Annotated in this window: 11 protein-coding genes; all 11 read right to left on the bottom strand. The window is 71.2% G+C overall.

The window, feature by feature from the left end; all coding sequences use genetic code 11:
- Window positions 1-21: 21 nt before the first annotated feature.
- The 11 genes from B9S64_RS32760 to B9S64_RS32710 all read right to left on the bottom strand — a co-directional run bounded on the left by B9S64_RS32760 (window position 22) and on the right by B9S64_RS32710 (window position 12,288).
- Window positions 22-1,488, bottom strand: coding sequence for a dihydroorotase family protein (locus B9S64_RS32760; protein ID WP_103493374.1), 1,467 nt, complete (start codon window positions 1,486-1,488; stop codon window positions 22-24).
- Entirely contained in the window at window positions 1,481-2,923 is a 1,443-nt protein-coding gene (locus B9S64_RS32755) for an MmgE/PrpD family protein (RefSeq protein WP_103493375.1), read from the bottom strand. Before B9S64_RS32755 ends, B9S64_RS32760 begins: the two co-directional genes overlap by 8 nt.
- On the bottom strand, window positions 2,916-3,800 hold the full coding sequence (locus tag B9S64_RS32750; RefSeq protein ID WP_103493376.1) for a cyclase family protein: 885 nt from the start codon (window positions 3,798-3,800) through the stop codon (window positions 2,916-2,918). The genes B9S64_RS32755 and B9S64_RS32750 overlap by 8 nt, the downstream gene beginning before the upstream one ends.
- Before the next feature lie 55 nt (window positions 3,801-3,855).
- Window positions 3,856-5,088, bottom strand: a complete 1,233-nt coding sequence (locus B9S64_RS32745) for a CaiB/BaiF CoA-transferase family protein (protein WP_103493377.1) — start codon at window positions 5,086-5,088, stop codon at window positions 3,856-3,858.
- Window positions 5,085-5,903 (bottom strand): IclR family transcriptional regulator, encoded by an 819-nt coding sequence (locus B9S64_RS32740; protein ID WP_103493378.1) that lies wholly within the window; start codon window positions 5,901-5,903, stop codon window positions 5,085-5,087. The genes B9S64_RS32745 and B9S64_RS32740 overlap by 4 nt, the downstream gene beginning before the upstream one ends.
- Before the next feature lie 74 nt (window positions 5,904-5,977).
- Window positions 5,978-7,243, bottom strand: coding sequence for an Ohr family peroxiredoxin (locus B9S64_RS35335; protein WP_239084914.1), 1,266 nt, complete (start codon window positions 7,241-7,243; stop codon window positions 5,978-5,980).
- Complete coding sequence (locus B9S64_RS32730; RefSeq protein ID WP_103493379.1) at window positions 7,240-8,601, bottom strand: M20/M25/M40 family metallo-hydrolase; 1,362 nt, start codon at window positions 8,599-8,601, stop codon at window positions 7,240-7,242. Before B9S64_RS32730 ends, B9S64_RS35335 begins: the two co-directional genes overlap by 4 nt.
- Window positions 8,602-8,635: 34 nt before the next feature.
- Window positions 8,636-9,400 carry an SDR family NAD(P)-dependent oxidoreductase gene (locus B9S64_RS32725; RefSeq protein ID WP_181012425.1) on the bottom strand — a complete coding sequence of 255 codons (765 nt, stop codon included), beginning with the start codon at window positions 9,398-9,400 and terminating at the stop codon, window positions 8,636-8,638.
- Window positions 9,397-10,281, bottom strand: coding sequence for an ABC transporter permease (locus B9S64_RS32720; RefSeq protein ID WP_103493380.1), 885 nt, complete (start codon window positions 10,279-10,281; stop codon window positions 9,397-9,399). Before B9S64_RS32720 ends, B9S64_RS32725 begins: the two co-directional genes overlap by 4 nt.
- Window positions 10,282-10,292: 11 nt before the next feature.
- Complete coding sequence (locus B9S64_RS32715) at window positions 10,293-11,123, bottom strand: ABC transporter ATP-binding protein (protein ID WP_103493381.1); 831 nt, start codon at window positions 11,121-11,123, stop codon at window positions 10,293-10,295.
- A 40-nt stretch (window positions 11,124-11,163) separates the two neighbouring features.
- Window positions 11,164-12,288 carry an ABC transporter substrate-binding protein gene (locus tag B9S64_RS32710; protein ID WP_103493382.1) on the bottom strand — a complete coding sequence of 375 codons (1,125 nt, stop codon included), beginning with the start codon at window positions 12,286-12,288 and terminating at the stop codon, window positions 11,164-11,166.
- Between the last annotated feature and the right edge of the window lie 24 nt (window positions 12,289-12,312).

Below are 12,312 nucleotides of genomic sequence, written 5' to 3'. Positions count from 1 at the left end.
GTTCGTGTCCGCCCGGTCCGCTCAGCGGCCGGTGGGGCGGTGCAGGTAGCGGCCGGTGGGCTCACCGCCGACCTTGCCGTCGGTCAGGACGCGGGTGCCGCGCAGGAAGGTGTCGGTGACCCGGGCGGTCAGCTCGAAGCCCTCGAAGGGCGTGTACTCCTGGGCGGATTCCGAGTCGGCCGCGCGGACGGTCCAGGTGTGGTCCGGGTCGACCAGCGCGATGTCCGCGTCGAAGCCGGCCGCCAGCCGTCCCTTGGTGGGCAGCCCGTAGCGCCGGGCCGGGTTCCACGCGGTCAGAGCGGCGATCCGGCCGAGGGACAGACCGCGCCGGGTACCTTCGGTGACCATGCCCGGCAGCAGGTACTCCGCCCCGCCGAAACCGGACTTGGCGAGGAAGACGTCGTCCTTCGGCTCGCCGAACTTCGCCTCCTCGCGGCAGCAGGCGTGGTCGGAGACGACCCAGTCGACGGTGCCGTCCAGGACGTACTCCCACAGCGCCTCGACGTCCTCGCGGGGCCGCAGCGGCGGGTTGACCTTGCCGCCCGGTCCGTGTGCGGTGGTGATGTCGGCGAGCAGGTGTCCGACGGTGACCTCGCGGCGGAAGTCGATGTGCGGGAAGGCCCGGCCCATGCGTACGGCGGCGTCCACCGCCTTGCGCGAGGACAGGTGCAGCAGGTTGATCGTGGGCAGGCCGGTCTCGTGGGCGAGGTAGGAGGCGATGGAGACGGCCAGGCCCTCGGAGTGCGGCGGGCGTGAGGCGCTGTAGGCGGCCAGACCGGTCAGCTCACCGGCCTCCTCGACCAGTTGGGTGTACGCCGACATGATCTCGGCCGTCTCGCAGTGCAGGGACAGCGAGATCTGGTCGGCGATGTCGGGGAACCGCTCCCGGGCCTCCTGGACGCCCCGCATCACGAACTCGAAGTGGGCGTAGTCGTACCGCTCCCCCTCGGGGGTCATCAGGAAGGAGCTCTGGTCGGCGGAGCGTCCGTGCAGGCCGTGGCCGCCGTAGAACATGAACACCTTGAACGAGGTGACACCGTGCTCGCGCACCAGGTCGGGTATCTCGGCGATGTGGCCCTTGGACATGGGGGCCAGGTGGTAGGCGTAGTCGACGTGGGCGCGGTTCGCCGTCCGCTCCAGCACCTCCGGGAAGAAGTCCGCGTAGGCGCCTCCCTTGTTCAGGTAGTACTGGCCGGTCCGCATGTACGTCAGAGCCGTGGTGACACCGCCCTGGGCGCAGGCCCTGCTCTCGACGGAGGCGTCCTCGTCGAGCGGGTTGTAGATGCCCCAGTGCTGGTGGGCGTCGACGACTCCGGGGAAGGCCAGCTTCCCGCCGCCTTCCACGACGTCGCGGGCGCCGGCGGTGTCCAGGCCGGGTGCCACCTCGACGATCTTCCCGTCGCGTACGGCGATGTCCGCGGCCCGTGCCTCGTCCCGTTCGTCGGTGACGACACGGACGTCGGTCAGCACGAGGTCGTACTCAGTCATGATGGTCTCCTGCCACTGTCTTCAGCTCGGCCACGGGGCTGAGCAGGTCTTGGATGCGGTCCAGTTCGGCGAGGCGCGCGCCCCGGTCCATGACGGTGTCGATGTCGGTCCCGGACAGCCGGCCGGTGGCGTTGTCACGGAACTTCAGGGCGAGTTCGGCGTCCGACAGGGGGCGGTGCGGGCCGCCTCGGTTGTGCGGCACGTCCTGCCGCCAGGTACGGCCGTCGCTGTCGTGAGCGGTGAGCACCGCCGGGAACTGCTCCGGGAAGACGCCGGTGGCCGTGTCGTCGGCGACGACCTCGACCTTGGCCATCAGGGCCCGGCGGACCGGGTCCCGGGCCAGTTCGTCGGTGAAGTCGTCCAGGCCGAGGCCGAGTCCGCCGCCTCCGCCCAGAAGTCCGGCCGCGACCATGTACGGCCCGGAGAACTGGGCCTGGTATCCCGTCTCCGGGGCGCGCTTGCGCTCGATGGGCTGGCCGATGGTGCGGATCACCGGCGCCGGTACGCCGAGCACCAGCCGTTCCACCTTCGCCGGGTCGAGGCCCCGCTCGCGCAGCGCCATCGCGGCGTCGGCGGCGGTGTGGGTGAAGTGGTTGGCCGGGTAGGGCTTGAAGAAGATGCCCGGTACGGCCCATGCGGTGCCGAGGTCCGTGGTGACGGCGGCCGGATCGTAGACGCCGTGCAGGAACGCCTCGAAGAACCCGAAGCGTCCCTCCAGGACGGTGGGCGGCCCGGTGAATCCGCGCCGCACCAACTGGGCGGCGGTGACCGCGGACTGGGCCGCCAGTCCGCAGTGCAGGCGCTTGACGGTGCCGCCGGTCCGGTTGGCCTCGATGATGCCGGCGGCCATGGAGGCGGTGACCCCGAGGACGTCCACGAGGCCGTCCTCGGGGAGGTCCAGCAGCAGCCCGGCGGCCACGGCACCGCCGAGCGCGCCGCAGATCGACGTGGCGTGCTGGCCGTGCTCGAAGAAGGTGGAGTTGCCGGAGGCCCGGTCGTAGCCCGCCATGCCCAGCCGCACGCACACCTCCAGGCCCACGGCGATGGCCCGGACGGTGTCACGGCCGTCCGCTCCCGAGGACTCGGCCGCCGCGAGCGCCGCGGGGACGACCGAGGCGCTGGGGTGCAGCACGGACGGCAGATGGGTGTCGTCGTAGTCGAGGGAGTGGGCCAGGACCCCGTTGGCGAGGGCCGCCAGGGGCGCGGGCAGCGGGGTGTGTCCGCCGCCGACGACGGTGGCCTGGGGCCGGCCGCCCTGTTCCCGTACGTGCTCGACGATCGCCGTGGAGGTGGGCAGCCGGTGGGCGGCCACGCACAGCCCCAGGACGTCGACGACCCGCTTGCGGACGCTGTCGGTGACCTCCCCCGGCAGGGTCTCGTACGTGGTGGCGACGGCGAACCGGGCGAGCCGCTGGGCGAGGGTGCGCTCAGCCACGGCCGCCTCCCGTGACCGGTTCGCTGATCACGGCCAGCGGGCGGACGGGCGATCCGGTGGCGCCGAACAGCGGCAGCGGGGACAGGACGAAGGTGAACTCGTGGATGCCCTCGGCGGCGATCTCCTCCAGGTCCAGCGTCTCGATGATGTAGATGCCCGCCTCCACCAGCAGCACCCGGTGGGCGGGCAGGCTGCTGTGGCCGGCGCCGGGGGCCAGCCGCTCGAAGGCGATGGAGTCGGCGCCCACCGCGTGCGCCTGGCGCCCGGCGAGCCACCGCGCGCCGCTCTCGCCGACCCCGGGAACGCCGGAGTCGTGGCCGATGAAGGCGTCCCGGCCGGGTGCGTCGAACTGGCGCCCCCAGCCGCTGCGGACCAGGACGACGTCGCCGGGTTCCACGGGGGTCTTCTGGAGGCGCTCGGTGGCTTCCAGGTCGGCGACGGTGATCTCGTAGCCGGGCTCGCAGACCTCGGCGCCGAGGGCGGCGGGCACGTCGAGCAGGATGCCCCGGCACATCATCGGGGCGATGGTGTGCACACCGTGGTCGGGGTAGACGCCTCCTTCTCCGGCGGTCCGGGCGTCCGCGCCCCCGAACAGCTTCCCCTGGTGGGAGACGTGGGCGAGGGCGTCGATGTGGGTACCGACGTGGGTGCCCATGACGAGCATGTCGTTGGCCGCGGAGCCGCCGTCCTCGCGCACCCGGTCCCCGTGACGGCGCGGCAGGGTGTGCCAGTAGGCGGGATGGTTGGGCGACTGGGGCATGCCGATGTAGAGCCGGCGGCCCAGATCGAGGACGCGCACCCCTTCGCGCACTGCCGCGAGGAGGGGATCCCGCGGCTTCGTGGGCGCGGGTCCGGTGATCGATGCCGTGCTGCTCATGTACGTCCCGTCCTTCTTTCGGTGGTTCTGTGCTCTGTGGTCCGCCCGTTGACGGTCAGAAGACGACCCGGCGCCGCCGAAGGTCCGTCAGTTCCGTTTCGCTCACTCCGAGTTCACCGGTGAGGACCTCGTCGGTGTCGGCTCCCAGGTGGCGTCCGGTGAAGCGGATCCGTCCCGGTGTGCCGGACATGCGCCACATGACGTTGTGCATGAGCAGCGGACCGAAGTCGTCGTCCTCGACTGTGGTGAGCATGCCGGTGTCCCGGATGTGGGGGTCCTCGACCAGGTCCCGCGCGTCGTAGACGGGGGCCACCGCCGCCCCGGCCGCGGTGAACTCGGCGATGACACCCTCCCGGGTGCGTTCGGCGATCCAGCCTCCGACGAGGTCGTCGAGGAGGTCGGCGTGCTCGGCCCGCCCCGCGCCGGTGGCGAACCACGCCTCGTCGACGACCTCCTGATGGCCGATCAGTTCCATGACGCGTTCCGCGATCTTCTGGGCGCTGGTGGAGACGGCCACCCAGTGGCCGTCCCGGGTGCGGTAGGTGTTGCGCGGGGCGTTGTTGGTGGACCGGTTGCCGTGGCGCCGGCTGACGATCCCGAGCTGGTCGTAGACCGTCGGCGAGGGGCCGACGGCGGCCATGATGGGCTCGATCAGGCTCATGTCCACTACCTGTCCCCGGCGCAGCGGGTCGCGGTCCCGGTGGTAGAGCGCCATGGTGGCGGCCGAGGAGGCGGCGATCCCGCAGATGGTGTCGGCGAGCCCGAACGCCGGGAGCGTCGGCGGGCCGTCGGCCTCCCCGGTCAGGTGGGCGAACCCGCTCATCGCCTCGGCGAGGGTGCCGAAGCCGGCCCGGGAGGCGTACGGGCCGCTCTGGCCGAAGCCGGTGATGCGCACGATCACCAGACCGGGGTTGATCCCGTGCAGGACGTCGGGGCCCAGGCCCCAGCGCTCCAGCGTCCCGGGGCGGAAGTTCTCCACCAGGATGTCGGCGGTCTCGACGAGCCGGCGGAAGAGCGCGGCGCCGTCCGGGTCGGAGAGGCTGAGGCCGACGGTGCGCTTGTTGCGGGATATCTCCTTCCACCACAGCGGGACGCCGTCCTTGGACTCCCCGTGGCCACGCATCCCGTCACCGGCGACGGGATGCTCGATCTTGACCACGTCCGCCCCGAAGTCGCCGAGCAGCTGGGCACAGAGCGGTCCGGCCAGGATGGTGGAGGCGTCGATGACGCGGATGCCCCGCAGAGGCCCCGCACCGCTGTCCGGTGCCCGCTGTTCCGGTGTCGTCATGGTGTGTCCTTTCGTTCCCCTGCGGTCTCCCGCACGGCGCCGAGGTCGGCGGAGATGTCGGCGGCCGCCTTGGCCACCTGTTCGCCGAGCTGACGGCTGCTGGTCTCGCCGAACATCGCCCTGGTTCCGCAGACGGAGACCGAACCGACGGCCTGCCCGATGGGTCCGTGCAGGCAGGCGGCCACGCTGGCCGCCTCCGCCTGCCGCTCCCCCACGCTGACCGCGTAGCCGGCGGCGCGGATCAGGGAGATCTCGTCGCGCAGGGTCGTGGCGGAGGTGATGGTGGCGTCGGTGACGCTGTCCAGGCGGTGGTGGTCGATGTAGTCCTCCACCTCCGTGTCGGGCAGGGCGGCGAGGATGGCCTTGGAGGAGGAGCCCGCGTGCAGCGGGTGACTGGTGCCGAGCGCGACCGACATCCGGATCTCCTGGCGGGAGAGGACCTGGTCCACGTACACCCGCGCCCAGCCCTGGCGCAGGGAGAGGGTCGCGGTCTGGCCGGTGAGTTCGGACAGGGCCACGAGATGGCGGTGGGCGACGGAGGGGACGTCGAGTTCCCGCATCGCCGCGAGGCCGATGTTCAGGGCGCCGGGGCCCATCCGGTAGACCTTGGTGTCCTCGTCGAAGGAGAGGAAGTTACCGGCCACGAGTTCGCGCAGGATCCGGTAGGCCACCGCCTTGGACAGCCCCGTCTCCCGTGCGATCACCGAGACGCCTTGGGCCTGGGGGGTACGCGCGATGACGTCGATCACCGCGAGCGCCCGGGAGATCCCGGAGCGGCTGGGGCTGGTGTGCTCGGTGGTTTCGTCGATGATCATGGGAACCTCGGTCAGTTGGCCGGCCCGGCTCCCGGGCCGGCGTGGATGGGTCGCACAGGGGGCCCACGGCGGCGTCAACCGCCGCCGTGGGTCTCCGTGACGACCTCGATGTTGCCCCGTACGGCGTGGGAGTAGGGACAGAGGGAGTGGGTGAGCCGCACCAGTTCCTCCAGCGTGTCCTGCGGGCATTCGGGCGCGCTGACGCCCAGCCGGACCGCGATGCCGTACGCCCCGCCCGGCCGCGTGCCGAGCGTGACCGCGGCGGTGACGGTGACCGGTCCCGCGGTGACCCGGCGGCGCCGCGCGGCGACCTCCAGCGCGCTGCCGAAACAGGCGGCGTAGCCTGCGGCGAAGAGTTCCTCCGGGTCCGTCCCCGCGGTGTCCTTCCCCCGCTCGGCCGGCCGGGACAGCGGCACGTCCAGTGAGCCGCTGGTGGACCGGGCGCGCCCCGCGCGACCGCCCGTCACCTCGACGGTGGCCGTGTAGAGGGGGCTGAACCCGGGCTCGCCGGCGCGGCCGCCGCTGTGGGCCCGTACGTGGGCGGCGACGGCGTCCGCGAACTCCTCGGGCTTCTCCTCCGCGACGAAGTCGGTGCCCCCGTCGATACGGACGAGGGGCGCGTGGGGGAACGCCGCGGTGACGACGTCGTTCATCCGGTCGAGGACGTCGTCGGCGCCGTGCAGCAGCAGGGTCGGCACACCCGCGAGCGCCGCGGTGTCCGTCGTGTGGGCGAAGACCGCGCGGTAGGCGACGCCGTAGTCGGGGCCGACACCGAGGTATTCGGCGACCTGGCGGCTCGCGGACTCGGCCGGGATGGTGGGGTAGAGCCATCGGATCCGGTCCCACACGACCCGCAGATGACCGCCGTCGGGGGCGGGGGTGTACCCGGGGGCGTACCGGGCGGCCTTCTCGGCGCGTTCCTCGTCGTCGTAGAGGGGGATGCCCTGGAAGACCAGGCTCCGTACCCGGTCACGCTGCTGGAGCGTGGCCTCGGCGGCGATGACGGCGCCGGTGTGCTGGCCGAGGAGGTGCACCTCGCCCAGTCCGAGCGCGTCGGCGATCTGCCACAGTGCCGAGGCGTACCGGGGGATGGACCACGGTTCCGGGGCGGCGTCCGACATCCCGAAGCCGGGGATGTCCACGGCCACGGAGTCCAGTCCGTGGGCGGCGAGTTCCGCCATGGCCGGTTCGTAGGTGGCCGAGGAGAGCGGAGACTGGTGGACGAGGAGGAGCGCGGGTCCGCCGGTGTCGCCGGACCGGCGGAAGTGGACCTGCCCCCAGGGGAGTTCGAGGTACCCGCGGTGTGAGGTGCCTCTCAGGTGGGTGGCGTGGGTGCTCATGCCCGCACCGCCATCGCGGCCATGATCGCGACCACGTGCTTGATGCCCGTGCGGTAGTCCTCCAGGCGTATGTGCTCGTTGGGGCCGTCGATGCCCGCGTCCGCGCGGGAGACGCCCACGCCGACGATGGGCAGGCCGGACAGGACACCCTGGTTGCCGATCCACTGGGTGTAGGGCTCGACGAGGGGCTCGGCACCGTAGGCGGTGCGCGCGGTCTCCGCGACGAGGGCGACGAACGGGTCGGTGTGGTCGGTGTGGTGGGGGTGGCTGACGGCCATCACGTCGACGGCGACGTCCTCGAAGCCGGCCGCCGCCAGGTGGTCGCGGACGGCCGCCAGTACCCGTTCGGGGTCCTGGCCGGGCACGAGACGGATCTCGATCTTGGCGGTGGCGGTGGCCGGGACGCCGAGGGTGACGTCGTCCGCGAGGTCGCCGCCCTGGACGCCGGTGACGGTGAGCGTCGGGACGGTGCGGATCGCCACGGCGGCCTCGGTGTCGTCCAGGTCTCCCCTGAAGGCGTCGATTCCCGCGCGCTTCTTCAGGAACGCGCCGTCGAACGGCATCTTCTCCAGGAGTGCGCGCTCGGCGTCGGTGGGGACGCGGGCGTCGTCCGCGAAACCCGTGACGGCGCAGCTGCCGTCGGGGTTCAGCAGACTGGCCAGGGCGGCGGTCAGCCGTGTGGTGGCGGACGGCAGCAGCACGGTGTTCTGGCTGGTCAGTTCGCGCGTGAGGGTGGTCGAGGTGAGCCGCAGGTAGAGGACGCCCTTCTCGCCGAGTTTCAGCAGCGGCCGCCCCTCGCCGTCGCACCAGGAGTTCTCCCACAGCGCGGCGTCGGCGGCCAGCCGGTCGGCGTGCGCCGCGACGAAGGAGCCGAGCCCGGGGCTGTGCAGCCACTGCTTGCCCTCCAGGATGTACCGGCTGGTGACCGGGGGTTCCTGGCCGGAGAGCTGCCAGGCGGCCGCGGCGTGCACCCGCGACATGAGGGCGCCCTTGTCGTCGGCGACGCCCCGTGCGTACAGCCGGCCGTCGTGGATCTCGGCGGCGTACGGGGGGCTGATCCACTCGGACGCGTCGCCGGTGGGCTCCACCTCGACGTCGTAGTGGTTGAAGTGCAGGAGGCGGCGTTCGCCGCCGCCGACCTCGGCCAGGACGTAGGGGTGGGACTTCTCCCAGGCGATGACCTCGGCGGTGCCTCCCCAGCGTTCCACGGAGGCCTTGAGGAAGTCGGCGGTGGCCGACATCTGCTCGGGCTCCTGGCGTCGGCTGCGCAGGCGGCACAGCTCCTGGAGCTCGGTGACGAAGGTGTCGAAGTGTTCGTCGACGGCCGCCAGGGCCGCTTCCAGATCGATCTCGGGCATGGTGGGTTCTCCGATTTCCGGGTGGACCGGGCTGCTAGTGGATGACGACTCCGCCGTCGACGAAGACGGTCTGACCGGTCGTCATGGACGCGGCCGGGCTGAGGAGATGGGTGACGGCGAGGGCCACGTCGCGGGCTTCGGCCATCCGGCCGAGCGGAATGCCGGCCAGCTTGTCCGCCATGTAGGCGCCGTCGGCCCGGACGTCCTCGGTCATGGCGGTCGGCACGATGGTCGGGCCGACCGCGTTGACGCGGATGCCGTCGGGGGCCCATTCCAGGGCCAGGACCCGGGCCATGTGCATCACACCGGCCTTGCTGACGCAGTAGGCGAGGGTGTCGAGGACCGCTATGTGCCCGTTGGTCGAGCCCATGTTGACGATGCTGGCCTCGTCGGCGGAGCGCAGCGCGGGGTAGGCGGCCCGCGACATCCGGAAGGTGCCGGTGAGGTTGACGTCGATGACCAGGCCGAAGTCGTCGTCGCTGGTCGTGGCGGCCGCTCCCCTTCTGACGATTCCGGCGTTGTTGACGAGGTGGTTCAGTTGTCCGTGTGCCGCCACGACATCGTCGACGGTGCGGCGGCAGGAGCGCGCGGACGTGATGTCGAGGTGGTGGCGGGTGTGCGGGCCGCAGCTGGGGAGGGCGTCCTGCCACTGGTCCTCGGGAAGGATGTCGGCCGCCGCCACGGTGGCGCCCAGTTCGGCCAGGCGGGCCGCGACGGCCGCCCCGATCCCCCGGGCGGCCCCGGTCACCAGGGCCACCCTTCCGTCGAACCGTACGGGGTCGTTCACAGGGATGCTCATGCGCCGATCACCGTGTTGTCCTCGGCCCAGAAGGCGAAGCGTTTCTGGGCGGTGCGGATGATGAAGTGGGCGATCAGGCCCATGAGCGAGAGCACCACCAGGACCGCGAACATCCCCGCGATGTCGAAGTTGTAGTTGGTCTGGAGCAGCAGGTACCCGAGCCCCTCCTTGGCTCCGATGAACTCACCGACGACCGCGCCGAGGATGGCGAAGACGATGCCGATGTCGAGGCCGGCGAAGATGAAGGGAAGGGCGCTGGGCAGCCGTACCCGGCGGAAGACGTCGAACTTGCCGGCCCCGAACACGGTCAGCATCTGCACCCGGTCGGCGTCCGCCGAGCGCAGTCCCTCGACGACGTTGACCAGCATGGGGAAGAACGAGATGACCGCCGCCATCACGACCTTGCTGGTCATGCCGAAACCGAACCAGACCACGAACAGCGGCGCGAGCGCCACCTTCGGGACCGTCTGGAAGGCCACGATGTAGGGCATCAGCGTCTTCTCGACCAGCCTGATCTGGGATATCGCGGTGCCGAGGAACAGTGCGGCGCCGACCCCGAGCAGGAAGCCGTACAGGGACTCCAGCATGGTGATCTTCAGATGGGTCCAGAACAGGGCGTCGGACAGCTGGGTCACCAGGGCGTCGGCGATCTGGCTGGGCCGCGGCAGTACGTACGCGTCGACCCCGAGCACCGGCAGCAGGTACTCCCAGAGCAGGACGACGATCACGAAGACACCGGGGACCAGGACCCATTCCGGGTGGTCGCGCAGGTCCCGTCGGCGGGGTGGCTTGTCCGGGGCGGTGGTGGCCGGCGCCTCGCCGGAGAGGGCGCGGTCCGGTCCGGCGCCGCCGTCGCCCGCGGCCTTCTCGGTTGTCGTCATGGGCGGCCTCATCAGTCGATCACGCCGTGGGCGTTGAAGTAGGTGCGAATCCGCTGGACGTGGACGCCGGCCCGGTCGGAGGCCATGACGCCCAGGTCCCGGGGGCGTCCGAGGTCGATGTCGATGACCTCGGCGATCCGGCCGGGGCGGGGGCTGAGGACGACGACCCGGTCGGAGAGGAACACCGCCTCCGGGATGGAGTGGGTGACGAGGACGACGGTCTTGCCGCTCTCGCGCCAGATGCGCAGCAGCTCGACGTTCATGTACTCGCGCGTCATGGCGTCCAGGGCACCGAACGGCTCGTCCATCAGCAGGACCGACGGGTCGTGCACCAGGGCCCGGCAGATGCCGGCCCGCTGCTGCATCCCGCCGCTCAGTTCGTCGGGGTACTTGTCCTCGAATCCGCTGAGCCCGACCATCTCCAGCAGCCGGCCGGCCCGTTCCCGGTAGGCGGACCGGTCCAGTCGCTGGATCTCCACCGGGACCATCACGTTCTGCAGGATGGTGCGCCAGGGCAGCAGGGTCGCCGCCTGGAAGACCATCCCCACCTCCGGCAGCGGGCCGTCCACGTCGCGTCCTGCCACGCGAACGGCGCCCTCGGTCCGGGGGATGAGACCGGCGAGGATCTTCAGCAGGGTCGTCTTGCCGCAGCCCGAGGGACCGACGATCGAGATGAACTCACCACGCCTGACCTTGAGATCGATGTCGGACAGCGCGTGGGTCGGCTCGGACTTACGAGGGCGGTAGATCTTGTGCAGCCCGCTCAGCTCGATCCAGCTGTCGTCGTCGGCTTCCGCGGCGGCTGCCGCACGCGGGCGGCGACCGAGGGTCTTGATGGCCATGGTGACCTCCTTGGCTTCCTGGTCCTGGCGTCGCCGCCGGTTACTTGGTGGCGTTCTCCGCCTTGCTGATGACGGCTGCCGCGTCGAAGGCACCCACGTCCTTCAGGAGGCTGTCGTCCCACAGGGCGGCGAGGTCGGGGTCCTTGGTGATGGTTCCGGAGGACTTCATGTAGTCGGCCGTCCTGGTCCACGCCTCGTCGCTGACGGCGCCCCAGTCCGTGAAGGACTCCGGCTCCCCCTCGGCCGGAACGGCCGTCTTCACCCAGGTTTCGAGGATGGCGGTGTCGTTCTCGATCCGGGTGCCGGCCTTCTGGCCGGAGAGAATCGCGGGGAACACCTTGTACCCGTCCTTCATGGCCGCCTCGGGGTTGACGGCGGAGAAGAGCAGACCCTTGTACGAGGCCCGCAGGAAGCGGGTGATCTCGTCCTTCTTGGAGCGCAGGGTGTCCTCGCGCACCGCGAAGGTCAGCGAGCGGATCCCGTCGAAACGCTCGCCGTTCTCCAGGTAGTCGAACTTCTTCCCGGTGAGTTCGAGGGTGGTGTACGCCTGCGTGTACAGGGCCAGCGCGTCCACCTTGCCGCTCTCCAGGGCCGACAGCGCCTGGCTCCCGACGCCGACGGGCAGCAGATCGACGTCCTTCTGCGGGTCCAGTCCGGCGTCCTCGGCGAAGGCCCGCGCGTACGGGGCGGATCCGGACGCGAGACTGATCACGCCGATCTTCTTGCCCTTGAGGTCCCCGGCGCTCTTGATCCCCTTGCCGGGCAGGGTGGCTATGCGCCAGGGCCAGTTCTGCACCAGGCCTCCGACCGCCACGACGGGGACCCCCTTCTCCCGCGCGGCCAGGATGGCGCTCGCGTCGGCGGGGCTGATGTCGGCGCTGCCGGAGGCGACCGCCTGGACCGCGGCGACCGAACCGTCGGTGTTGATCGTCTTGACGTCGAGCTTCTCCTCGGCGAGGAAGCCCTCCTCCTTGGCGACCGCGTAGGTCGCGACCTCCTCCTTCGGCCCGATGACGGCCGAGGCGATGGCCAGTTGAACGGTCGCGGTCCCCTTGCCGGAGCCCGCGGTGGAGGATCCGGAGGACGCGTCGCCGCCACAGGCGGTGAGGGCGGCCAGGGCCGACACGGTGAGCGCGCCGACGCCGGCTCTCAGAGCTTGCTTCATGTTCGGTACCTCTGCTGTTCGGTG

The organism is Streptomyces sp. SM18 (assembly GCF_002910775.2).
In the GTDB taxonomy this organism is placed as follows: domain Bacteria; phylum Actinomycetota; class Actinomycetes; order Streptomycetales; family Streptomycetaceae; genus Streptomyces; species Streptomyces halstedii.
This window is presented reverse-complemented; position numbering and strand designations above follow the sequence as displayed.